Origin of the sequence: Chromobacterium subtsugae (genome assembly GCF_035919665.1) — a bacterium.
GTDB lineage: Bacteria > Pseudomonadota > Gammaproteobacteria > Burkholderiales > Chromobacteriaceae > Chromobacterium > Chromobacterium subtsugae.
Window position 1 is genome coordinate 515,042 of the sequence record NZ_CP142381.1, and the last position, 23,736, is coordinate 538,777.

21 protein-coding genes are annotated in these 23,736 nt (G+C 63.6%); 16 read left to right on the forward strand and 5 right to left on the reverse strand.

Annotated features, from left to right (window positions below):
- Nucleotides 1-81 precede the first annotated feature (81 nt).
- Both U6115_RS02525 and U6115_RS02530 read left to right on the forward strand, forming a co-directional pair.
- Nucleotides 82-384: a hypothetical protein gene (locus U6115_RS02525; RefSeq protein WP_043578969.1), complete on the forward strand. Its 303-nt coding sequence runs from the start codon at nucleotides 82-84 to the stop codon at nucleotides 382-384.
- A 356-nt stretch (nucleotides 385-740) separates the two neighbouring features.
- Nucleotides 741-1,262, forward strand: a complete 522-nt coding sequence (locus U6115_RS02530; RefSeq protein WP_043578972.1) for an REP-associated tyrosine transposase — start codon at nucleotides 741-743, stop codon at nucleotides 1,260-1,262.
- 29 nt (nucleotides 1,263-1,291) lie between these two features.
- Here the strand turns inward: U6115_RS02530 and U6115_RS02535 are convergent, their stop codons facing one another.
- Together U6115_RS02535 and U6115_RS02540 are read right to left on the reverse strand one after the other, a co-directional pair.
- Complete coding sequence (locus tag U6115_RS02535; protein ID WP_146008391.1) at nucleotides 1,292-1,486, reverse strand: hypothetical protein; 195 nt, start codon at nucleotides 1,484-1,486, stop codon at nucleotides 1,292-1,294.
- Nucleotides 1,487-2,171: 685 nt separating this feature from the next.
- The gene (locus U6115_RS02540) at nucleotides 2,172-4,439 is read right to left on the reverse strand and encodes a hypothetical protein (RefSeq protein ID WP_146008390.1); all 2,268 of its coding nucleotides are present in this window, start codon (nucleotides 4,437-4,439) and stop codon (nucleotides 2,172-2,174) included.
- Between the two features lie 948 nt (nucleotides 4,440-5,387).
- Between U6115_RS02540 and U6115_RS02545 the strand changes: the two genes are divergently transcribed.
- From U6115_RS02545 to U6115_RS02555, 3 genes are all read left to right on the forward strand, one after another.
- The gene (locus U6115_RS02545) at nucleotides 5,388-6,056 is read left to right on the forward strand and encodes a BRO-N domain-containing protein (RefSeq protein ID WP_043578180.1); all 669 of its coding nucleotides are present in this window, start codon (nucleotides 5,388-5,390) and stop codon (nucleotides 6,054-6,056) included.
- A gap of 95 nt (nucleotides 6,057-6,151) precedes the next feature.
- Complete coding sequence (locus U6115_RS02550; protein WP_255361834.1) at nucleotides 6,152-6,274, forward strand: hypothetical protein; 123 nt, start codon at nucleotides 6,152-6,154, stop codon at nucleotides 6,272-6,274.
- The gene (locus U6115_RS02555) at nucleotides 6,271-6,966 is read left to right on the forward strand and encodes an HAD family hydrolase (RefSeq protein ID WP_043578183.1); all 696 of its coding nucleotides are present in this window, start codon (nucleotides 6,271-6,273) and stop codon (nucleotides 6,964-6,966) included. Before U6115_RS02550 ends, U6115_RS02555 begins: the two co-directional genes overlap by 4 nt.
- A gap of 8 nt (nucleotides 6,967-6,974) precedes the next feature.
- On the opposite strand, the gene U6115_RS02560 is transcribed toward U6115_RS02555, so the two are convergent.
- Both U6115_RS02560 and U6115_RS02565 read right to left on the reverse strand, forming a co-directional pair.
- Nucleotides 6,975-8,168 carry a GGDEF domain-containing protein gene (locus U6115_RS02560; protein WP_052258212.1) on the reverse strand — a complete coding sequence of 398 codons (1,194 nt, stop codon included), beginning with the start codon at nucleotides 8,166-8,168 and terminating at the stop codon, nucleotides 6,975-6,977.
- 228 nt (nucleotides 8,169-8,396) lie between these two features.
- Nucleotides 8,397-8,936, reverse strand: a complete 540-nt coding sequence (locus tag U6115_RS02565; protein WP_043578185.1) for a DinB family protein — start codon at nucleotides 8,934-8,936, stop codon at nucleotides 8,397-8,399.
- Between the two features lie 67 nt (nucleotides 8,937-9,003).
- On the opposite strand from U6115_RS02565, the gene U6115_RS02570 reads away from it, so the two are divergent.
- The 11 genes from U6115_RS02570 to U6115_RS02620 all read left to right on the forward strand — a co-directional run bounded on the left by U6115_RS02570 (nucleotide 9,004) and on the right by U6115_RS02620 (nucleotide 22,728).
- Nucleotides 9,004-9,633 (forward strand): TetR/AcrR family transcriptional regulator, encoded by a 630-nt coding sequence (locus U6115_RS02570; RefSeq protein ID WP_043578488.1) that lies wholly within the window; start codon nucleotides 9,004-9,006, stop codon nucleotides 9,631-9,633.
- Nucleotides 9,634-9,675: 42 nt separating this feature from the next.
- Complete coding sequence (locus U6115_RS02575; protein ID WP_155294751.1) at nucleotides 9,676-9,846, forward strand: hypothetical protein; 171 nt, start codon at nucleotides 9,676-9,678, stop codon at nucleotides 9,844-9,846.
- Nucleotides 9,847-9,874: 28 nt separating this feature from the next.
- Nucleotides 9,875-10,171 (forward strand): hypothetical protein, encoded by a 297-nt coding sequence (locus U6115_RS02580; RefSeq protein WP_043578189.1) that lies wholly within the window; start codon nucleotides 9,875-9,877, stop codon nucleotides 10,169-10,171.
- A 231-nt stretch (nucleotides 10,172-10,402) separates the two neighbouring features.
- A complete protein-coding gene (locus U6115_RS02585; protein WP_230623414.1) occupies nucleotides 10,403-12,112 on the forward strand; it encodes an autotransporter assembly complex protein TamA in 1,710 nt (569 codons plus the stop codon).
- Nucleotides 12,113-12,124: 12 nt separating this feature from the next.
- Complete coding sequence (locus U6115_RS02590; RefSeq protein WP_043578191.1) at nucleotides 12,125-15,940, forward strand: translocation/assembly module TamB domain-containing protein; 3,816 nt, start codon at nucleotides 12,125-12,127, stop codon at nucleotides 15,938-15,940.
- 166 nt (nucleotides 15,941-16,106) lie between these two features.
- Nucleotides 16,107-17,555 (forward strand): efflux transporter outer membrane subunit, encoded by a 1,449-nt coding sequence (locus U6115_RS02595; RefSeq protein ID WP_043578194.1) that lies wholly within the window; start codon nucleotides 16,107-16,109, stop codon nucleotides 17,553-17,555.
- Nucleotides 17,552-19,690, forward strand: coding sequence for an FUSC family protein (locus U6115_RS02600; RefSeq protein WP_043578197.1), 2,139 nt, complete (start codon nucleotides 17,552-17,554; stop codon nucleotides 19,688-19,690). Before U6115_RS02595 ends, U6115_RS02600 begins: the two co-directional genes overlap by 4 nt.
- Nucleotides 19,680-19,880 (forward strand): DUF1656 domain-containing protein, encoded by a 201-nt coding sequence (locus tag U6115_RS02605; protein ID WP_043578200.1) that lies wholly within the window; start codon nucleotides 19,680-19,682, stop codon nucleotides 19,878-19,880. The genes U6115_RS02600 and U6115_RS02605 overlap by 11 nt, the downstream gene beginning before the upstream one ends.
- Before the next feature lie 23 nt (nucleotides 19,881-19,903).
- Entirely contained in the window at nucleotides 19,904-20,767 is an 864-nt protein-coding gene (locus U6115_RS02610; protein WP_043578204.1) for an efflux RND transporter periplasmic adaptor subunit, read from the forward strand.
- Between the two features lie 102 nt (nucleotides 20,768-20,869).
- Entirely contained in the window at nucleotides 20,870-21,352 is a 483-nt protein-coding gene (locus U6115_RS02615) for a putative pterin-binding protein (protein ID WP_043578206.1), read from the forward strand.
- Nucleotides 21,352-22,728, forward strand: coding sequence for a sensor histidine kinase (locus tag U6115_RS02620; protein ID WP_043578209.1), 1,377 nt, complete (start codon nucleotides 21,352-21,354; stop codon nucleotides 22,726-22,728). The genes U6115_RS02615 and U6115_RS02620 overlap by 1 nt, the downstream gene beginning before the upstream one ends.
- A gap of 6 nt (nucleotides 22,729-22,734) precedes the next feature.
- Here the strand turns inward: U6115_RS02620 and U6115_RS02625 are convergent, their stop codons facing one another.
- A complete protein-coding gene (locus U6115_RS02625; protein ID WP_052258216.1) occupies nucleotides 22,735-23,637 on the reverse strand; it encodes a helix-turn-helix domain-containing protein in 903 nt (300 codons plus the stop codon).
- Nucleotides 23,638-23,736 lie beyond the last annotated feature (99 nt).

Here is a 23,736-nt window from a genome sequence, read left to right on the forward strand (position 1 = left end):
TTTGATTGGCGGTTTGACCGCCGTCAGACGAAGAAAGGGCAAGCCTTGGGGCTTGCCCTTTTTGTTGTGTGGTTGAGTGATATGATGAGTGAATTTTTCAGGGTGGAAGACCGCATCGCGGGCATTCCGCCTTTGCCAAGCCCCGCTTCGCTGGCGAGCGCTGGGTGGAATCTCAAAGGAGTGGGCATGCGTAATCATGTAGTGGCAGCGGGGCTGGCGATTGCCATCGCGCTTGCCATTTTGTATCTAGTCATCGTCGGGCTGGCTTACCTGCAGCCCTATCTTTTCCAGGTCAAGCCGCTTCATATGGTGATTTTCTCGACCGCCGTTGTCGCGGCCTCTAGCTTGCTGGTGATTCGCCGCCGTTTGCGCAAGAGGGGATAACGAGGCGATGCGGCAGCGGATGGATACTGTCGTATCTGGTTGGCCGTGTAGCTGAGCGCAGAGCGCTTCCGGGTTGCGAAGCCCCTTTTACCTCGCGGGAGAAGGGGCGACGCTAGATGGCTTGCGTGCAGTCGAAGGTTTTGTGTCCGCTTCGCGAGGGCGCTAACGTCGCGCGGCGTCGAACAGCCGGCGGCTTAAAACCATTGGGAATGGCTTCGGAGCCGGCTTGCGCTGATGGGGATGTCGGCGAGTTGGTGCGGTTCTATGTTTCAGATGGCCTGGGATTCGTTGGCGTGTAGGTTGGCGCTGAGCGCAGCGAAGCCCAACGTTTACCGCGGGTGTGCTGGAGGCAATCCATGCGTTATCGTCGTTCAATGGCAGAAGGCGGCACATGGTTCTTCACCGTCAACTTGGCGGATCGGCGACAAGATTATCTGACTCGCCATATCGACGTTTTGCGGCAGGTTGTTCGCCAAGTGCGGAACCGCCATCCATTTGAGATCGTCGCCATGGTGGTGTTGCCGGATCATTTCCATGCGGTATGGGCCTTGCCGCAGGGCGACGCGGATTACGCGACAAGAATGGCGCTGATCAAGGCGGCGTTTTCGCGCAGTCTGCCCAAAGTCGAACGCATCCGGGAGAGTCGAGAGCGCAAGCGGGAGCGCGGCATCTGGCAGCGGCGGTATTGGGAGCATCAGATTCGGGATGAGGCGGATTTGCAGGCGCATGTGGATTACATCCATTACAACCCGGTCAAGCATGGCCATGCGGAGCGGGTGGCGGATTGGCCGTATTCCAGCTTCCATCGCTATGTCAGGCAAGGGTGGTTGCCTGCGGATTGGGCAGGGGAAGGTGTTGTGGTGCAGTTGCAGGAGTAGGGCGCGGTGAACGTTGGGCTTCGCTGCGCTCAGCGCCAACCTACGATGGAGCCCAACTTACCGGGTTTGCGCTGATGGGGAATGGTGGCGAGTCGGTTCGGTTTTGTGCTCAAGATGGCCTGGGATTTCGCTGGCGTGTAGGTTGGTGCTGAGCGCAGCGAAGCCCAACGTTTACCGCGCACGGTGTGTGGTTTGGTGTCCGCTTCGCGGACGATGATTTTCATGGCGGGGCTGCCCGCCGGACAGGTCAGGGAGCTGTCTCGCCAGCTCCCCGACACCCCTAGGCGACCCCAACAGCGCGGCGAAACCCCGTCTCCAAAACCATTCCCAAGGAGCCGCCGGAACTAGCGGGGCGCTAACGTCGCCCCGCGTCGAACAACCGGCGGCTTAAAACCTTGGGAATGGCTTCGAAGCCGGCTTGCGCTGATGGGGGATGTCGGCGAGCTGGTGCGGTTCTATGTTTCAGATGGCCTGGGATTCGTTGGAGTGTAGGTTGGCGCTGAGCGTAGCGAAGCCCAACGTTTACCGCGCACGGTGTGTGGTTTGGTGTCCGCTTCGCGGAGGATGATTTTCATGGCGGGGCTGCCCGCCGGACAGGTCAGGGAGCTGTCTCGCCAGCTCCCCGACACCCCTAGGCGACCCCAACAGCGCGGCGAAACCCCGTCTTCAAAACCATTCCCAAGGAGCCGCCGGAACTAGCCGCGCGCTAACGTCGCCCCGCGTCGAACAACCGGCGGCTTAAATCCTTGGGAATGGCTTCGGAGCCGGCTTGCGCTGATGGGGACATGGGGCGCGTCGGTTCGGCTCTACCTGATAAGGTGCATCGCCCCTTTGAGGTGACGCACCCTACGCGCTACAGCTGCGGGAATATAGGGCGCGACGAAGCCTAACTTTCCGAATTGGGTCTTATTAGTCGAAAACTTCATCTTTGGATGTGAATGGGTTTTGCAAAATTGTTCTTGCTCTATCACTATTAGACCTAATAGGGTAAATAATATTACCCACTCTAATTAGATTAGACCGTTCCATTTTCTTTATTGCATTATCAATATCTTTATGCAACGACTGCGGTACCCCGCGCTTTAATGCATTGATCTTTCTACCGCCCCCTGATTGGCTATATACCTTTTTTAGTATCGTTAGAATTGCCTTCCTCTCGTTCGGAATATTTTCCGCTGCAACAATTGCCGCATTTGTAGGTATGTTCTGAAACTCATCGATTATAGTGTTTGTGGAGAAAGTAGGCCTTGGAATTTCATGTAAACCTGAGATTCCAATTACCTTTGAGATTAAACATCCATCAAATGAAACACCATTTCCGATCATTTCCAAATCTAATTCCATCTTATTTATTTGAACATTTTTAAATGCTATATTCTCAATCTTAACCTCTTCCAGTGAAAGTGTTTCTATAATGCTGTCCTCTATTTCAAAATTATGGAAATTAGCTACACCCCCAGTGTCTGAAGTCAAAGAAACTACTATCTGAAATAAATCTGCACAGAACTGCTCTAGCCCTGTTTTGTCTCTCATAATAGATATAACTGTTTCAGTAGATATCGCACTCTCTCTTAGTTTGTGGCATGCCGTTGCAACTGATCTCTTGTCTAGACCTTTTATCCAGCCTTTCGCTGAATTAGGGTAGGTATTAGACAGGATATGATTATGCAAACATATTCCTTGTAAGGCATAAAGCATATCAGAGTCCAAGAATTCTCTCTCAGATGCATCTCCACCACGAGTTGTAAGACCAGGAAGCTTCTGTAAAGATACTAAGGCCTGATTTGTTGGCGCCTGCCCCGTCACTCTCGTCAGGACTTCCACCAAGATATGAGGTGTAATAGGACCTGTTCCACTAGGTGTTCTACGAACCTCTAAAGATAACTCAGCTAGTACATTCAGTACGGCATCCTTCTCTATCGCTATTTTTGATATTGAAGCTTCTCTGATTGCAATATAATCTATTAATTTACACCATGCGCTGCCCCAATCAGTTCCATCTGCAATCCCTAAGGCATCACTAAGAAGCTCTTGCTTAATCAGGTATGTCAAAAACAAAGGTTTTTTCGGTATCCAGTCAGGCAAACTATCAAATTCTATTCTTCCTTTTAATAAGTGTTTAATTTCTGTTTCACCAAATTCTCCAATCCTTATGTGATGATATTTTTTACCAACCAGTCCAAGTGAGCTTTCTAACTCTTTCCTGCCATCAAAATAATGATCACGTCCAACAATGAGCATTCCAACACCTAGTGGTATTTTTGATATTAGTGATTTCACTCCAGATAAAGAATTTATTCTAGCTTGCCTCATGAAATTTTTATCATCAATTTTAGCAATGCCTACAACTCCTATCTCATCGAAACCATCTATAAGTGGCAAACACATTCCAGCTCGAAAACCGATCATTAACTCATCATGGTTTGCATATCCTATTTGCCGGGCATGTTTTGTAAGAATTTCTTCATCGTCTTGCCCCCAATGATCTCGCAAATTAATTACCATTGGGCAAGTTGAGATTTCCTGATTGTGATATTTTCTAGAAATCCTCTTAAATATTTCTTTGCACGTTAAGCTTTTTCCCGCTCCAAAAGGTGCCTCAATCACAAACAGCTCACCCCTCATCAAGCTATCGACAATATTGGATAAATAAATGCGCTCCTCCTTCCCATCTTCTCTGGTTAAGAATAATGGTATTTGTACGTACTCATCATCCAAATGAAAGTTGCCATCTTTAGGATCTTCAACAGATCCAAAGGGATAATTCTCTCTCAATGATATATACTTCCCAGCATCAAAAAATTTCTTCAAAAAATCATTTTTAGTTAAGCATTGCACTTCATTTTTCCTACAATGAGTAATCTGAAGTGCGTCGATTTTATCCCTTGTTATTACTTTCATTAATATATCTTTTTGAGAATCTCTACGTTGCTCTATTGATTTTACTTTACATAGCCGATTGACATCTTCTGATATCTTATCTTTCTTGGATGAGGTTGTTGCACAAATAAGGACTGTAAGGTCCCTTGTCCTAACTACGGCATCAATTTCTACACTTTTTCCATTCTCTAAAGTAAATATCTCAGGTTTGCATGTACCTGGTGACAGCTTCCAATAGGCATCAGCGAGGCTTCTAATTTGGTCTTCGAAAGCCATATTGGCCTTATAGTTGTTCATACTCACCTCCTAAATATAAAATCCCGATGCTATGGTTATTCATAATCTAGGCATGCCATTGCAATGGTAAAAAAATATTAATTATCCAAGCTTGCTAATACGATTTAAGCTTCCGCCAAGGGTTGCTTGTCACCCCATCATAGTTTCCATAAAAACAATTTCATTGGGAAAATCATATGTATAAACACGTAGTACTCTTTAATAAAAACGCCAAAGACATATATTGCGTACTTTGTAAGTAGTGGACCCTAATAGACGCGAAACCAAACCAACGCGCTATTACCCCCATCAGCGCAAGCCGACACCAAGGCTATTTCCAAGGTTTTAAGACGCCGGTTGTTCGACGCCGCGCGACGGTAGCGCGCGGCTAGTTCCGGCGGCTCCTTGGAAATGGCCTTGGGGGCGGGGTTTCGCAGCGCTGTTGGGGCGGCTAGGGGGTGCCGGGGGGGCTGGCCGCGCAGCTCCCTGGCCCGCCTCCTGGCGGAACACTACGGTATGAAGAGCCACTTTGATCCAAGCAAGCCCTGGCTAATAGGCTTAGTTCCGTTGTTCCAATTACTCCCCGCTGATAGAATTTCCCTCGGTGCTGAACACACCTGACACACTAGCGGTTGCCTCGCCCGACAGACGGGGTTTTTTGCGTCCATAGGTTTTGATTGCGCCATGCCTTTGGTGCGTCCGCAGCTTATGGCCGGGTAGCGCGTCTGTCGAACAACAGTCCGCAAGGGCTAAGGCAGCGGGCCGTCTAGTGTCGGTGTTCAAGTACCTGGCCGCCCCTCTGAACAGGGGGCTTCCGTTTGGATAAAACACTAGGAGCTTCATCATGGATGCTCGTTTTGTTGTATTCGTCTCTTCGCGCAGCTCTCCCCATCTTTCCTTCCATTACGACAGCGTTGCTTCTAGTTTGAACGCTGGTCATGGTCGCAATCCTCGCCAGGAGGCCCAGCCATGAACCACCACCTCGACCTCTCCGTAAACCTTCCCCTCCGCCTCGACTACGCCAAAAACTTCCCGCTGCGCGTCATCCGCCGCGAAGAAGGCTTCTGGTTCGTCGCCGACGAAATCGCCGCTTCGATGAAACAAGCAGTGGAAGACCTGCTGCGCACGCTGGAACAACCGGCCGGCCGTTTGTTGCTGCTGGCCGGCGAGGACGAGCCGGTGCTGTGCCTGTCCGAAGGCGAGCTGGACGAGGTGGTCAGAAGAATCAAGAAACCGGGCGCGCGTCGTTTGCGGCGCTGGTGGCAGGAGGAAACCCGGCCGGCCTTGCTGCATGCAGGCGGGCCGGCCACCACGGCGGAGAGTCTGCATCTGGCGCTGGCCTTGGCCGCCGAGGCGGCGCAGCAGGTGGGGCGGGCGGTGATGGAGGCGGTGCTGCGCGGCCCCGGGCCGTGGCAGCATTCGCGCTGGGTGGTGGCCCTGGATTACGAGCGCCACAACAAGCAGCGCTGGCCGCATGGCAAGCTGATCGGCCTGACCAGCTCCGTCGCCACGCTGGAAGGCTTGGCGGAGTTGATCGCCGAACCGGGCAGGATGCCGGTGAACAATACCGACTTGGTCAAACTGGCTTCCGCCTGCCATTTGCGGCTGGCGGAACGGATGGGGCGGATTGCCGGTTGAGCGCAAAGCGGGTTGGATGACGCGGGGCAGGCTGATGGCGGCCCCGTTTTCTTTGGCGCGGGACGATTTCCGCATAGCGGAAGGAAAGGTTGAACATGGATGCGTTGTGGCGGCAATTCGAGGCGTACTTCGCGGACTTTGTGGCCGGCGCGAGGGATGGCCGCTATGCGTATTCGGCGGAATATGGTGGCCTGGTGGATGCGGCGGACGTGGCATGACGCTGCCCCAAGCCGTTTTCTTCGATCTGGACAACACCCTGGTGCACCGGAATGACAGCATCGATCTTTACGCCCTTCAGTTCTGGCGCGATTTCGGCCACGCCATCGGTTCCGGCGGGGCAGAGCAGGTGGCAGAGGTGATCAAGCGTTGCGACAACGGCGGCTATTTGCCCGCCGGCTCGCCGCATGGTTCGATCAAGCAGGCGGTTTCCCATGGCTTGAAAACGCAGATCGTCTGGCGGCAAGCGGTGGAGCAGGAGGCGCTGCTGGATCATTGGGAGCGCTACAACGCGGTTTGCACCGCGGCGATGCCGGGCGCGGCGGAGGCGGTTGCCGCTCTTCTGGCGCGGGGCGTCCGCATCGGCGTGATTTCCAATGGCAGTCATCGCACCCGGCTGGAGAAAGTGGCGCGGCTGCCGTTCGCATCGGCCATCGAGCTGACTGTCAGCTCCGAATCGGCAGGAGTAGGCAAGCCGGACGCGGCGATTTTCCGGCTGGCGGCCCAGGCGCTGGGGGTAGAGCCGGCGGCGTGCTGGTATGTCGGCGACCATCCGCTCAATGACGTGATCGGCGCCGCAGGGGCGGGGATGGCGCCGGTGTGGCTGAGCGGCTTTCACGCTTGGCCGGCGGAGATGCCGCGGCCGGCGCGCGGCATCTTTGCGCTGGGGCAATTGGCCGAAGGGCTGGTTTAGCTGGCCGCCTAGCGTCCTTCGATTCTGCCCCCCGGCGGCTCCACCCCCACCACCCGGTCGCGGCCGCCGTCCTTGGCTTGGTACAGCGCCTTGTCCGCCCGCGCCAGGGTATTGTGGATGCGCTCGCCCTCCGCCCACAGCGTGACGCCCACCGAGAAGGTCTGGTTGTCCGGCAGGTTGCGGCGCAGCGAGTCGATGCGGGTCACCGCCTGCGGCAGGTCGCAGTCCATCAGCGCCAGCACGAACTCCTCGCCGCCGAAGCGGGCGAACAGGTCCGACTGCCGCATCCGCGACTTGATCAAGATGGACACTTCCCGCAGCAGGCGGTCGCCTTCCGGGTGGCCGTGGCTGTCGTTGAACTGCTTGAAGTGGTCCAGATCGAACAGCGCCACCGCGATGGGCTGGCGGTAGCGCTTGGCGGCGGCCAGCATCATTTCGATCTGGATGTCCCAGGTGCGGCGGTTGGGCAACTGGGTCAGTTCGTCGGTGCCGGCCAGCGATTCCAGCTTTTGCATCAGGCTGCGCATTTGGCCCAGCCACTTGTGCAGCAGCCGCACCAGCAGAATGCCCATCGCGCTGGCGATGATCCACATCACCAGCATCATCCAGCGGGCGACGATGCCGTAGGAGTTGGACTGCGCCACTTTCTTCATCAGGTCCAGCGTGATGGATACCGCCAGCGCGTTGGTGTTCTGCGAGATGTGGTTGAAGATCTGGATTTCCTCGCCCATCACCAGGTTGGACGCCTTGTCGCGGGCGGCGGGCGCGCCGCCGCGGTACATGGCGATGATGCGGGCGTCCAGCGCCATGAAGCTGTCGAAATCCTGCTGCACCTCGTGCAGCAGGTTGCGCTGGTCGGCGGCCAGCGGCATCGCGCGCAGCGCCTGGATGTCGCGGCGGAAATTGCCGGCGGAGCGCAGGAATTCGGCGCGGGACACGGCATCGTTTCGGGTGGCGCCATCGATGTGGCGGATGATGTCGAAGGCGTAGCCGGTTTGCCAGCCGTTGAGGTCGGCGGCGTCGAATTTCACCGCCATCGCCGCCTGGGCGATGGCGATGTAGTCGACGATTTCGGCGCGGCCGTTTTCCTCCAGTTTTTCGATGTAAAACGATAGCACCGGCAGCAGGCCCATGCAGATCAGGATGGGGGCGGCCACCATGATGGTTTTCAGAATGATGCTTTTGTCGCTTTTGTCGAACATGGCGGCCTCGCCGGGTGGCTAGACATTCACAAGCTTTGCGCGCAAGACGAGGCGGTGCCGGGATTGGCCTGGCTGCAAGGCGGATGGCGGCGGGCCCGGGCCCGCCTGATTCACGATAGATGGTTTTGCCGCGGCCGCGGGGCGGCGCGCGGAAATGTCCCGCTATCGGTAAACCATTGGCCGCGGCTATTCCAAACGGCAATGGCCACGGCATGATTGAGCGGAAAGTTACGGCGCGGCGCGGCCTTGCCGCCGGCGTTCCGGCTCGGCGCGGTGCAGGTGAACGGCGTAGGTGTCCCACGGCAGCTCGCCGCGCAGCGGGGCGCGGTCGTTCGCCTGGCGCAGCAGCCGTCCGGCCTCGCCGCGGTGATAACCGTTGTGGGTGACCACGTGGGCGAGGATGTCCTCGTGGCTCATGAAGCCCGGATCGCCGTCGGTGAAGGTGAACGGCAGCGGCTGGGCCAGCAGATCCGGGGTGGCGGCTTCGGCGTAGTCCAGATACCAGCGGTCGACGGCTGCCAGCTCGCGCCGCAGCGCTTCTGGGGCCGGGGTGTCGGGGGTGTTGTCGGCGGCGAAGCCGTGGCTGCGGCCGGCGAGATGGGCGGCGAAGATCTGGTTCACCACCAGGCAGTGGTTCATCAGCCGCAGGCCGAGCTGGCGTTCCTCGGCGTGCCGGCCGGGGTCCAGTGCCGCCAGCGCCCGCAGCATGTCATCGTTCGCCCACGCCTGGTAGCGGAACAGCCGCGCCAATAGTCTGCTTGCGCTCATGATGCTAACCTTTCCATGTGAGTAATAGGATGCCGCATCATTGATATTGTTCGCGGAGGAGGCCGGCATGTCCATTCGCATTTCCGGGCCGCGGCTGGCGATGCGCAAAGCCCCGCGCCAGGCCCGTTCCCGGGCCACGGTGGACGTCATTGTCGAGGCCGGGGCTCGCGTTCTGGGCGCGCGCGGCTGGGGCGGGTTCACCACCAGCGAGGTCGCTGGCGTGGCCGGGGTCAGCATCGGTTCGCTGTATCAGTATTTCCCGAACAAGATCGTGCTGGTCGACGCCATCCGCCGCCGCCATTTCGACGAGGTGCTGGCCGCTTTGCAGCGGGTCTGCGATGGCCTGGGGCGGCCGGAGTGTCCGCTGGAGCGCCTGGTGGACGGCATGATCGCCGTCCACGGCGGCTGCCCGGCCCTGCACCGGGCGTTGCTGGACGTGCCGGTGCCGGACGAGATGCGCGCCGCCGGCGACGCTTTCCAGGCGGAATACCTGCGGCGCTACCGCGCGATCGTCGCCGGTTGCCGCGGCGTGGCGCGGGACGAGGATGACGAGCTGGCGGCGCAGACGATATCCTCCGCCATCGAAGGCGTGGTCCACAATGCGGCCAGGCGCGGCAGGCTGGCGGAGGCCGGCGTGCGGCGGGAGCTGGTCCGCCTGCTGCGGGCTTATCTGGGAGACTGCCGCGAAGGCCGGTGAATGGCGCGCCGCCCACGGATTGACATGCATGATGGGAACGAAATGAAATCGTTGATTTGGCTTGCTTGTCTTTTATCGCCGTTTGCGGCCACGGCCCAGCCGATCGCCATCGCGGCGCCCGATGCCGGCTGGCAGGTGCGTTTCGACGCGCCGGAATGGAAGCCGTTGCGCAGCCAGACCGCTTTGTTTACGCGGCCGCAGCGGGCAAGTTGAACGTTTCACTGTTTGTCGAGCCGCCTTCTTGCGAGGGGAGGAGTCCAACGAGCCGATCTGCCGCTGCTTCCTGCGCAAGCTGCGGTCATCGCCTCTGGTGGCGGCGTCCAGCGTCCGCGCCAATGCGCTGCCGGCGGGCGTGCAAGTCTCCTGCCTGGTCCGCGCCGAGCGGGACGGAGAGCCCGCGCAGGCGCGCAACGTCCATCTGCTGTTCCGGCGCGATGGCAAGGCTGGCGATTTTCATGCCCCCGCGTTCCAGCCGGACGCCGATGATGTCCAGGCCTTGTTCGCGCTGGTTGGATCGGTCAGCGTCACCGACCGTTAACGGCGCGGGCAGGCCCGGTTTTCCAGTTTTCCATCATATTGTCCGCCATTGAACTACCTGGCGCGCGCGCTTGTCTGACACCCCTTGTTCGACAATCGTTTGCCGTCGCCAGTCCGGCCGACTTCCGTTACCATGCAGCATTCCCCAATGAACCGGACCATGCCAAGCGCTTCCCTCGTTTTCGCTCGCTCGCATCGCCGCCGCCGTATACCAGGCCGGCGGCTGTTGGCGTTGGCGGCCATTTTGCTGGCCGGCCAGGCCCAGGCCGCGCTCGACTACATGGTGGAGATAGACGCGCCGTCCAATCTGGCGCAATTGCTGCGCGACAACCTGGAGCTGGTGGAAAACCAGCGCGATCCGGACATCGACCAGAGCTGGCTGGAGGCGCTGGTGAAGAGCACGCCGGACGACGCCAAAAAACTGCTGGAAACCGAGGGCTATTTCGGCGCCAAGGTGGAGGCGACGCTGGAAGGCGGCAATCGGGTGAAGGTGAAGGTTTCCCCAGGCGAGCCGGTGCTGATCGACGACGTGGTGATCCGGCTGGACGGCGCGGTCCGCCAGGAAAGCGACTACCAGCAGCGTTTCGCCCAGGTGCTGGAAGCCTGGACGCTGCCGATGGGCGCGCCCTACCGCCAGGCCGACTGGGACGCCGGCAAGCGCGCGGTGCTGCGCCGGGTGCAGGCCGACCGCTTTCCCAAGGCGCGCATCGTCAAGAGCGAAGCCAGGATAGACCCGGCCACCCGCCGCGCCACGCTCGACGTGGCGGTGGACAGCGGCCCGCTGATCCGCTTCGGCGCGATCAAGGTCAACGGCCTGAAGCGCTACCCGGAAAAACTGGCCACCGGCATGGCCGATTTCAACCCCGGCTCGCCCTACCACCAGGACAAGGTGCTGGCCTTCCAGTCGGCGCTGGAGCAGTCGCCGCAGTTCTCCTCGGTGATCGTCAGCGCCGATTTCGACCACATCGTCGACAACCAGGTGCCGGTGACGGTGGACGTGGTGGAGCTGCCGAAGAAAAAGCTGGAGCTGGGCCTCACTTACGATTCCGACGTCGGCCCCGGCGTGCGGGTGGGTTACGACCACTACAATCTGTTCCAGCAGGGCTGGACCGGCTCGGCGCTGGTGGACTGGAAGCGCGAGCAGCAGTCGCTGAGCTTCGGCCTGGGCTTCCCGCGCGAGTCCGACGGCTATTCGCACTCGCTGACCAGCGCCTTCAAGTCGGAAAACGTGCAGGGGGTGAAGACCAATACCATGGACGCCGGCGCCTGGCGCCTGCGCAGCCGCGGCAATATCGAGGCGCGGCTGGGGGTGGAATTCCTCAAGGAAAGCGCCGAGGCCGGCGGCGTCACGTCGAGCGACACCCACGTCACCCAGCTGGTGTACGGCTGGACCCAGCGCGCGGTGGACGACCTGATGCGGCCGCGCAGCGGCTATCTGCTGGACGGTCAGCTGTCCGGCTCGCTGGGCGCGCTGGCGTCGTCCACATCCATGGTGCGCGCCTATGGCCGCGCGGTCGGCTACTGGTCGCCCTTCCCCAAGTACGGCACCTTCGTCGCCCGGCTGGAGCTGGGCCAGGTCTGGGCCAAGGAGGGCGCGCAAGTGCCTTCGGCGCTGCTGTTCCGCGCCGGCGGCGCCAACAGCGTGCGCGGCTACGACTACCAGAGCCTGGGCCTGCCCGGCCCCAACGGCTCGGTGCTGGGCGGCAGGGTGGTGGCCACCGGCAGCGTCGAATACCAGATTCCGGTGAAGCCGGACTGGTATCTGGCGCTGTTCAGCGACGCCGGCAACGCCGCCGACAGCTGGAAAGGCTTCCAGACCATGCGCGCCAACGGCGTCGGCGTGCGCTGGATGAGCCCGGTGGCGCCGCTGTCTTTTGATATCGCCAAGGCGGAGGGGGACGGCAAGATACGCTGGAACCTCAGCCTGGGCCTGGCTTTCTAAACCGCCGCAAGCATGAGCGAACATCACGATCTTCCCCCCGAAACGCCGCAGGCGCCGCCCGCCGCGCCGCCGCGCCCGCGCCGCTGGCGGCTGGCGTTTTCCTGCCTGGCCTTGACGCTGGCGCTGTTGCTGGCCGGCCTGGGCTGGATCAGCGCCAGCCCGGCCGGCTTCGCCTGGGCGCTGGGCAAACTGGACTGGCTCAGCGGCCAGCGGCTGAGCGTGGGCGCGACCCAGGGCACGCTGTGGCGCGGCTTCGCGCTGCGCGACATCCGCCTGCGCGGCGGCGCCGACGATGTCGACATCGAATCGCTGCGGCTGGACTGGCAGCCGGCGGCGCTGTCGCGCGGCGAGCTGCGCATCAGCCGGCTGGACGTCGGCCATGTGCGGGTGTTGAGCCGGCCCGCGCCCGAACAGAAAAGCGCGCCGCTGGCCGCGCCGCGCACGCTGGCCTTGCCGCTGCGGCTGAAGGTGGACCAGCTGAACCTGGCCAGCCTGACGCTGGAGCCGGCGCATTTCAGCCTGTACCGGCTGCAGGCCGCCTACGATTACGACGGCGCGCGCCACCGCCTGCAATTGCAGCGGCTGGATTCGCCATGGGGCGAGGCCCGCGCCGGCCTGACGCTGTCGGCGGCCTCGCCGTTCGCGCTGTCCGGCCAGTTGTCCGCCAAGGGCGAGCTGGAGCAGGTGCCGGTGAAGGCCAGGCTCGACCTGTCCGGCGACCTGCTCAAGCCGGCCTTCTCCGGCGAAATGGACGGCAAGGGCGTCAGCGTCGACATCGCCGGCGCGCTGCGGCCGTTCGACGCCAATCCGTTCAACCGGCTGGTCCGGCTGGATGCCCGCGTCGGCAACATCAATCCGCAAGCCATCCTGCCCGATTGGCCGAAGGCGCGGCTCAGCTTCGCGGTGTTCGCCGAGCCCGACGCCGGCCAGCGGGTGAAAGGCGGCCTGACGCTGGTCAACACCGAGCCGGGCGCGCTGTCGGCGCAACGGCTGCCGCTGTCGCTGCTGGCCGGCGAATTCCGCGCCGACGAGCAGGCGCTGGAGCTGTTCAACAGCCACGCCGAGCTGGGCGGCGGCAAGCTGGGCCTGGTGGGCGAGGTCAAGCCCGACCGGATGAAGCTGGCGCTGGACCTGAGCCAGCTGTCGCTGCGTCAGCTGCACGCGTCGGCGCCGGACGACGTGATCAGCGGCCGGCTGACCGCCGAGGGCGCGTTCGCCGCGCCGCGCTTCGCCGCGCAACTGAAAGGCAAATGGCTGCAGGCGAGCGCGCTGGCCGAGCTGTCGGGCGGCCAGCAGCCGGCCTTGCTGCTGAAAAAACTGGAATTGGGCGCGGGCAGCGGCGCGGCCAGCGTCAACGGCAAGCTGGGCCTGTCCGGCAAGCGGCTATTCGAATTGAACGGCAAGCTGGTGCACGCCGACCCAGCGCGGCTGCGCGACGGCCTGCCCAGCGGCGATCTCAACGCCACGCTGAAGATGGCCGGCCAGCTGGCCGAGCCGATGGAAGTGGGCGCCAAGCTGCAACTGGCGCCCAGCCGGCTGTCGGGCGCGCCGCTGTCCGGCAACGCCAGCGTATTGCTGGGCGAGGCGCGGCTGAAACAGCTGTTGCTGGATCTGAAGCTGGCGGACAACCGCCTGCAGGCCAGCGGCAGCTACGGCGTGCCGGGCGACAAGCTCAAGCTGGCGGTCAACGCGCCCAATCTGTCCTTGCTGGGCCCCGGCTTCGCCGGCGTCGTGCAAGGCCAGGGCGAGCTGGCCGGCGTGCCGAAGATACCGGTGCTGAGCGCCAAGCTGCAGGCGCAGCGGCTGCGCCTGCCGGGCGGCGTGGCGCTGCAGTCGATGCAGTTCGCCGGCAACATCAAGGCCGACCAGGCCAGCCCCTTCCAGCTGAGCCTGGACGTGGCGGCGCTGCAGGCCGGCGGCGTCAGCGCCGAGCAGCTGCGCGCGCGCGCGTCGGGCACCCGCGCCCGCCACAGCCTGCAATTGGATGGCCGTTTCCAGCTGGAGCAACAGAATTACGCGCTGCAGCTGGCGGCGGCGGGCGGCTTGAGCCTGGACAACCGCTGGCAGGGCAGCCTGCAAAAATTGGAGCTGGCCGGCAAGCCCGGCCTCAGCCTGCAGGCGCCGGCAGATCTGACACTGGGCGCAGACGGCCAGGCGCGACTGGGCGCGGCGCGGCTGGCCTTGCTGGGCGGCAGTCTGAATCTGGCGGAATTGACGCGCCAGGCGAACGGCGCGCTCAGCGGCGGCGGCAGCGCGCGCGGCCTGCGCCTGAGCGAATTGGGGCCATGGCTGAAGCTGCCGCTGGAGCAGAACCTGCAATTCGACGCCGATTGGAGCCTCAGCCCCGCCGGCATCGGCAAGCTGGCGCTGTGGCGCAGCGGCGGCGACGTGCAGCTGCCGCTGGACAAGGGCCGGCATGTCGCGCTGGGCCTGAAGACGGCGCGGGCGGAACTGGACCTGGACAGCAGGCAGCTGGCCTTCAATGTCAGCGTGGACAGCCGCTTCGCCCAGGCGCAGGGCCAGGGCAGCCTGCCGTGGAACGGCGGCCGCATCGACGGCCACACGCCGCTGTCCGGCAATCTGCGCGCCAGCCTGCCGTCGCTGGCGGCGCTGGCCGAGCTGTCCGGCCCGGGGCTGGAGCTGGGCGGACAGCTGGCGGCCAATCTCGATTTGGGCGGCCCGCTGCAGATGCCGCAGGCGCAGGGGCAGATCCGCGGCGACAAGCTGAAGCTGGCCGACCGCCGCACCGGGGTGTCGCTGTCCGACGGCAGCCTGCTGGCGCGGGTGGACGGCCGCCAGCTGACGCTGCAGCAGCTGCGCTTCGTCAGCGGCAAGGGCGAAGTCAACGCCAGCGGCTCGCTTGATTTCAGCGACGCCCAGCCGGATGCGCGGGTCAAGGTGTCGCTGCAGAAGTTCAGCGTGTTCGACCGCCCCAACCGCCGTCTGGTGGTATCCGGCCAGAGCGAGCTGGCCTTCGTCGGCGGCCGGCTGTCGTTGAGCGGCCGCATCCGCGCCGACCAGGGCCGGGTGGGCCTGCCCAAGCTGGGCGCGCCCGACCTGGGCGCCGACGTGGTGGTGGTGGGGCGGCCGGCGGCCGAGCCTTCGGCCTTCGCCACCATGCCGCTGACGGTGGCGCTGGATCTGGATCTGGGCGAGCGCTTCCGCTTCTCCGGCCAGGGGCTGGACGTGGAGCTGTCGGGCCTGGTGCACGTCAGCGCCAATCCGGGCGAGGCACCGGCGGCCAGGGGCCAGGTCAAGGTGGACAAGGGCCGCTACAAGGCTTACGGCCAGGACCTGGACATCACCTTCGGCGCCATCACCTTCAATGGCCCGCTGGACAATCCGCTGCTCAATGTGCAGGCCAAGCGCCGGCTGTCGCCGGTGGGGGCTGGGGTGGAGGTGACCGGTTCGGTGGCGGCACCCAAGGTGCGGCTGATCACCGACGACCCGATGGCGGACAAGGACAAGCTGGCCTGGCTGGTGTTGGGCCGCGCCGCCAGCGGCGACCGCGATAACAACGACCTGGCGGCCTCGGCCGGCATGATGCTGGCCGGTTCGATCAACGACCACATCGGCCTGTTCGACGATCTGGGCGTTTCCAGCCGCAAGGAAAAGACGCTGTCCAACGGCACGGTGAGCCCGGCCGAGCAGGTGGTGACGGTAGGCCGCCAGCTGACGCGCGAGCTGTACCTGGGCTATGAATACGGCATCAGCAGCGCCGACCAGGCGGTGAAGCTCGCTTACCAGCTGTCCAAGGGCTGGTCGGTGGTGCTGCGCGCCGGCACCGCGATGTCGGCCGAGTCGCGCTATACGCTGCGTTTCGATTAGAAAATGTCTAACAGTTTGACGCTGTTGTCATGCGCAGGTGCTAAAATGGCCGGAGATAGTACAAGCTAGCAGGCCGCCGTCGGCTGGCGCCGACTGCCGCTGGAATCGGGGCCGCCGGCATATCGCCGGCGGCCTTTCATTTTGCGTTTGGCCATTGGTGCGATAGATGCAGCGGTTCTACACGGTATGGATTGCGGGTTTGGCCTTGCTGGCGGCGGGTTGCGCCGATCCGGGCGCCGGCGGGCCGCAGTCGCGGCTGCTGGACGCCGATAGCCTCAGCGCCGGCAAGCGGATACAGGAGGCGGCGGCCAAGGCGGGCTGGCCGCAGGCCGACTGGTGGCATCAGCTGCACGACGCGCAGCTGGACCAGCTGGTGACGGCCGCCCTGGCCGGCAATCCCGGCCTGCGCGCCGCCGCGGCGCGGCTGCGCCAGGCCCAGGCGCTGGCCGGCGTGGCCGAATCCGCCACCCGGCCGCAAGCGGCCGGCGAGGCCTCGTTCACCCGCCAGCGCTATTCCGAGCAGGACTTCATCCCGCCGCCCGAAGCCGGCAACTATTCCTGGTACAACCACGCCGCCCTCAACGCCAGCTACGACCTCGACTTATGGGGCCGGCAGCGCGCCGCGTTGTCCGCGGCGCTGGACGAGGCGCAGGTGCTGGCGGCCGAAGCGCAGCTGGCGCGCCTGAACCTCAGCGCCGCGGTGGTGCGCGCCTATGTGCAGCTGGCGCTGCAGTACGCCGAGAAAGACCTGCTGCAGGACAATCTGGCGCAGCGCGAACGCAGCTGGCAGCTGGCGAAGAAGCGCAAGGCCGCCGGCCTGGCCGCCGAAGCCGAAGTGGTGTTGCTGGAGTCGCGGCTGCCGGCCGCGCGCAACCAGATCGAGCAAGTGGACGAAGCCATCGAGCTGCTGCGCAACCAGTTGGCCGCGCTGTGCGGCCAGGGGCCGGCCGTCGGCGAGGCGCTGCGGCGGCCGACGCTGAAGCTGGACGACGCCGCGCCGCGGCTGCCCAGCGCGCTGCCGGCCGAACTGGTGGGCCGCCGGCCCGACGTGTCCGCCCAGCGCTGGAAAGTGGAGGCGGAGGCCCGCAAGATAGACGCGGCCAAGGCGGCTTTCTACCCGAACATCAATCTGATGGCCTTCGCCGGCTTCCAGGCGATAGGCTTCGACAATTTCCCGTCGGCCTCCACCGCGGTGCGCGGCATCGGCCCGGCGATCAGCCTGCCCATCTTCGAGGGCGGCCGGCTGCGCAGCGCGTTGTCGGCTCAAACCGCCGCCTACGATGCGGCGGTGGACAGCTATAACGCCAGCGTGGTGCGCGCGCTGAACGAGGTGGCCGGCGCCATCGCCAAGGTGGAGTCGCAAGCCGGACAGCAGAAACAGACCGAACTGGCGCTGGCCTCGGCGCAGAAGGCGTTCCGGCTGGCGCAGCAGGGCTACCGCGCCGGCCTGTCCGACCAGGACAATGTGATCGCCGCGCGCCTGGCGCTGCTGGCGGCGCAGCAGCAGCTGGCGCGGATACGCAGCGAGCGGCTGGACAGCTTCGCCGCGCTGATGAGCGCGCTGGGCGGCGGCGTGGCGGTGAGCCAGCCGCCGGCCGAGGGCAAGCCGCAATGAGCGCCGGCCTGCTGGCGGCCGGCAGGCGCGTCGGCCGCGACTGGCTGGCCAGCGAGGGCGAAAACTGGAGCTTCGTCGCCAAGACGCTGCTGGCGGCCTTCGCCTCGCTGTGGATCGCCTTCCGCCTCGGCTTCGATTCGCCGAGCTCGGCGATGACCACGGTGTTCATCGTCACCTTCCCGCGCAGCGGCGCGGTGCTGGAGAAAAGCGCCTACCGGATTCTGGGCACGCTGGTGGGCAGCGCCGCGGCGCTGGGCTTCGTCGGCCTGTTCGACGGCCAGGCGGCGCTGTTGCTGATCAGCCTGGCGCTGTGGGTAGGCGTCTGCACCGGCGGGGCCACGCTGTACCGCGACTCGCGCTCCTACGCTTTCGTGCTGTCGGGCTACACCGCCTGCATGATCGCGCTGCCGGCGCTGAACCATCCGCTGGCGGTGTTCAACCTGGCGGTGACGCGGGTGTCGGAAATCTCGCTGGGCATCCTCTGCTGCGCGGTGATCAACGATTTCATCTTCCCGCGCCACCAGGCCGACCTGGTGGTGCGCACCGTGCGCGGCCGCTACCACGGCTTCGTGCTGCTGTGCCAGGAGGCGCTGACGCAAAGGCTGGACGCGGCGACGCTGGAGGCCACCCAGCTGCGCTTCGCCTCCGACATCGCCGCGCTGGAGGCGGGCCGCGCCGCCGCGTTCTTCGAGGCCGGCAACGTGCGCGCGCGCAGCAACCAGCTGCACGCCTTCAACGCCACCTTCATGGCGGCGCTGACCACCTTTCATACATTGCACCGGCAGATGGAGCGGCTGCGCCGCGATCCGGCGTCGCCGCTGCCCAGTCTGTTCTACCCGCTGTTCCAGCGGGCGGCGGCGGCGCTGAGCAATGACGACGGCCCGGCGCGCACCGCGCTGGAGGCCGGGCCGACGCTGGCGCGGCTGGATGCCGTCCGCCCGGGGCTGCGCCAGGATCTGGCCGCGGCGCGCGAGCAGCTGCTGGCGCAGCCGCACGACGAAAGCCTGCGCATCGAGTTCGACACCGCCAGCGAGCTGCTGCTGCGCTTCGTCGAAGAAATGCACACCTTCACCGCGGTGTACCACGGCTTTCGCCAGCGCAACCCGCTGCAAGTGGAGGCGCTGGCCTATTCGGCGCGCACCCCGGCCGCCATCGCGCTGGCCAGCGGCGCGCGGGCGGCGCTGACGCTGTTGACGCTGTCCGTCGCCTGGTACTGGCTGGCCTGGCCCAGCGCGCTGGGCGCGGTGCTGCTGGCCACCATCTTCTGCGGCCTGGCCTCGTCGTCGCCGCGGCCCTTGCTGATGGTGAAGCAGATCCTGGTCGGCTTCGCGCTGGCCACGCCGCTGGCCTACGTCTGCACCTTCAAGCTCTTGAACCAGGCCGACAGCTTTGCGCTGTTGGCGCTGGCGATGTCGCCCTTCCTGGTTTTGGGCTGCTACCTGAAATGCTGGCCGAAAACCGCCGGCGTCGGCACCGGCATCACCCTGTTGATGGCGCAGGCGGTGAACCCGGAAAACATGATGAGCTACGACGTGGTGGCCTTTCTCAACGACGGCATCGCCCGCCTGCTGGGCCTGGCGCTGGCGGGGATGTTCTTCGTGCTGGTGCTGCCGGAGCACACCATGGGCTCGCGCCGCCACATCGCCGCGGCGCTGTGGCGCGAGGCGCTGAACGCCTGCCGCGCCGGCCTGCCGCACCTGAAGCAGCGCTACGGCAACCGCGTGCGCGACCTGCTGAACCAATTGAACGCCGCGCCGGGCGAGGCCGGCGATCCGGCGCGCCAGGCCACCATCAGCCAGGCGATCACCTTGCTCGAATTGGGGCTGGCCATCATCGATCTGCGCCAGCTGGCCCGCGACGCCGGGCAGGAGCCGGTGCGGCGCGGGCTCGATGCCAGCGTGGCGGCGCTGGCCGACTATTTCGCCGCGCCGCAGCCGCCGCAATTGCGGCGGGCGATGGCGGCGCTGCTGGCGGCGGGGCCGCCGATACGCGCGCAGCTGGCGGTGGCGCTGCCGGAGGCCGCGGCCAGCCTGAACCGGGCGCTGGCCACGCTGCATCTGATCCATACTTCGCTGCTGGACGCCATGCCGCAGCCGGAAGCCGGCGCGCCGGCGGGAGACGGCCATGCCGCATGAAATCGCCGTATTCGGCATCCTGATGCCGACCTTGCTGCCCTTGTTCGTGTTGGGCATGCTGCTGCAGATCGGCCTGGACTGGGCGCTGGGCCGGCTGGGGGTATATGAGAAGGTGTGGCATCCGGCGCTGTTCCGCTGGTGCCTGCTGATCGTGATTTTCAGCGCGCTGGCGCTGCCGCTTTACCGTTGACAATGCCTACCGGATTCTTTTCCATGATCGCCAAATCGATTACCCGCTACCTGATCACCCTGCTGTTGCTGGCCGCCGCCGTCTGGGCCGGAAAAACGCTGTGGGACCACTACATGCTGTCGCCGTGGACCCGCGACGGCAGGGTGAAGGCCGACGTGGTCACCATCGCCGCCGACGTGTCCGGCATCGTCACCCAGGTGGCGGTGAAGGACAACCAGCCGGTGCGCCGCGGTGACGTGCTGTTCGTCATCGACCCCAGCCGCTACCGCGCGGCGCTGGCGCAGGCCGAGGCGACGCTGGCCGGCCACCAGGCCGACAAGAGCCGCCGCGGCAAGGAGGCGGCGCGCCGCGCCAGCCTGGACAGCGCCATCGTCTCCACCGAAAGCCGCGAAAGCGCCGATTTCGCCGCCGCCGCCGCGGTGTCGCAGTACCAGGCGGCGGTGGCCGCGCGCGAGCTGGCCGCGCTGAACCTGCAGCGCACGGTGGTGCGCGCGCCGACCGACGGCTATGTCACCAACCTCAACGTCCATGTCGGCGACTTCGCAGCCACCGGCGCGCCCCGGCTGGCGCTGATCGACGGCGGCTCTTTCTATGTCGACGGCTATTTCGAGGAAACCAAGCTGCCGATGCTGAAGGTGGGCGCCAAGGCCGAGGTGACGCTGATGAGCAGCGGCCAGCGCCTGCGCGGCCATATCGCCAGCATCGCCCGCGGCATCACCGATCGCGACGCCGGCACCGGCCGCGAGCTGCTGGCCGACGTCAACCCCACGTTCAACTGGGTGCGGCTGGCGCAGCGGGTGCCGGTGCGCATCCAGCTGGACGAGCAGCCGCAGGGCCAGCCGCTGATCGCCGGGCAGACTTGCACGGTGGTGATAGTCGGCAAATAAGCGGCTTGGGCATCGCCACCCTGGATTCATGATGATAGGCTTGTCGGTAGTTCGTCTTTACGACGGAGTAATGAATCGGCGGGAGGCGAAATGAGGGATGGAATGAAACGATTGCTGGCGGGGATGCTGCTGGCCTGGTCCGGCGCGGCGATGGCCTCGCCCGCCGATGTCATGCTGACGGTCAGGGGCGGAGCAGGCATGTTCAACGACGCCGGCCGCAGCGAATACCGCTTCACCGAAAGCGAGCTGTTGCGCTTGCCGCAGCGCACCATCACCACGCGAACCACCTGGACGCCGAGGTCGGTGTTTTCCGGCCCAGGGCTCAGCGACATTCTGCGCGCGGTCGGCGCGCGCGGTTCGAAGATAGAACTGGTCACTTACGATGAATACAAAGTGATCCTGCCGCTGAGCGATCTGGACAAATACCATCCCATCATGGCCAGGTTCATCAATGGCAAGCCGTTGGAGAGGCGGGATTTCGGCCCGCTGTGGATGATGTATCCGGTCAGCGATTTCGCCGAATTGCAGAAAGTCAAAGCCGACGCCAAGCTTGCCTGGCAAATCAAGACCATCGTGGTGCGTTGATGAGAATTCCGCTTCCGGTGCAGCAGGGGCGGCAGTGGCTGATGTTTTTCTGCCTGGCGGTCTTGTTGCCGATGTTGTGCTTCTTTTACGTGCAAAGCACGCTGTTTTCCAAGCAGGCGCTGGAGCAGGCCGCGGGCCCAGGGGAGGGCTATTACTGGGCGGCATCGCAATATCGGTACGCGGTGCAGCGCCTGTATGGCGAGATCAACGCTTATGCGCTGCATATCGAAACCTTTGAAGATTTGCAGGTCGCCTACGATGTGCTGGAATCAAAATACCTGGTGCTGAACCGCTCGGTTTCTCCGCAATTGCGCAAGAACGCCGATTACGCGGCCTTGCTGGAGCAGATCGCCGGCTTCATGCGGCGCGGCAAGATCCTGTTTCCGGCGACGCGGAGCGATGCCGCCGCCCTGGCCGCGCTGCAGCAGGAGTTGAACGACATGTCGCCGGTGATCGCCGATTTGGTGATAGCCGCTCATCACGAAGAGGTCCGGCTGCGCGATGCATCGATCGAACAGACGCTGAGGCTGCGCAATTTCGCCTTGGTCAGCCTGATCATCTGGGCGGTGCTGGTGGTGTTTCTGGCGCGGGAGCTATGGAAGGCGATACGGCGCCAGGAGATCATCGAGCTGCAGCGCGAGATGATCGCCGCAGCCAAGCAGGCCCAGGAAGAGGCGGTGCAGACGGCGCTGGCGCGCTCCACCATGTTGTCTACCGTCAGCCACGAAATCCTGACGCCGCTGCACACGATACAGGGCGGGGTCGAGTTGTTGTCCGACATGGAGCGGGAGCCCAGGGTGTTGCGGACGATCGCCAATGTCAGGACTGCCGCCGACTACCTGTCCAAGCTGATGCAGGATTTGCTGGATATGGGACGGCTGGACGCGGGAAGGATGATTTTGCGGCCGACGCGGTTCGAGCCCGGCCAGCTGCTGGGCAGCGTGGTGGGGGAGTTTCGCCAGGTCGCCGCGGCCAAGGGGGTGGCGCTGTCTTTTGCCGCGGCGGGCGTGGCCGGGGTCGAGGCGCATGCCGACATGACCAGAATCCGCCAAGTGGCCAGCAATTTGATCTCCAACGCCTTGCGCTATACCGACGCCGGCGAGGTGCGGGTGGCGTTGGAATTGGAGGGCGTCGCGCCGCGAGCCTGTCTGACGCTAACGGTCAGTGATACCGGCATCGGGATCCCCGAGAGCGAGCAGGCTTGTCTGTTCGAGGCTTTTACCCAAGCCAAGGGCGCCAATCGCGGCGGCGCGGGCATGGGTTTGGCGATTGTCCGCAAGATCGCCGTACTGATGCAGGGCGAGGTGTTTCTCGCCGGCAGCGAAGTGGGCAAGGGGTCTACCTTCATCGCCAGACTGCCGGTTGAGCTGGTCTGATCGGTTTCAAGCCAATTCGCGCAAATCCTTTTTCAACTGGGCGATGATGGGCTTGAACAGCCCGGTTTTCTGAAAGTAGCGCACGCCGTGGCGGTCGATGGCGCGTTCTATCTCCAGTTCGCTGGCTTCGCCGGTGATCAGGATGATGGGCGTGTCGGCGGCATGGTTCTGGCGGATGTCTTCCATCAGCGATTCGGTGGTTTCGCCGCGGCCCATCGACCAGTCCAGCACGAAAGCGTCGTAGCGGGTCTGCCGCAGCGCTTTGGCCAGCTCGTCTGTCCGGGTGTAGGTGTCGGCGATGTAGCCGGCCTGTTCCAGAAAGCCTTGCATCACTTCCGCCGTTTCGGCCCTATCATCCAGCACCGCGATCCGGTAGGCGCTGATGGCGGGATCCAGCGCGAGGCGCGCGTATACCCGGTGCAAGGTCGCATCGGAAGGCGCGTCCGCGCGTTCCGCCATTTTCCAGCCGCTGCCGCCGACAGGCTTCCAGGCGACAACTTGTGCGTTTAGCGCACTCTCATTGCGCGATATCCAGGCAATCAACGCTTTTTCATCAGGGTCGCCAAGGTGGCGAGCCGCGACAGTCATGGTGTCCTGCGCGGGCAACCGGTCGCAGTCCAGCGTGGCGCGCACGCCAAGGCCATCGAAGGCATGGCCGGGCGGACGGGTAGCGGAGGCTTCGTCTTTCAGGCCAAGCAAGTAATCGCTGGAGCAACTCACCGCCCGGGATACCTTGGCCAGTTCTTCGATATTGAAGGCGATTCCGCCCTTCAATTTGCGATTCGCACTGGATAGGTCGATGCCCAGCAGGGTCTTCAGCCACAGCGTGCGTTCGCGCTCCGCAATGCCGCGCGACTCTAGCAGCTGGGCCAGGCGGCCCAGGAAATATGACTTGAAGTCGTCGATCATGTCGGCATTTTCGTCTGCGGTTGGCGGGTCGAAATGCTATCAGCAAATCATTGATGCTACAAATTTGCCATGACATGGCTTGGTTGCCGATTGCGTAAA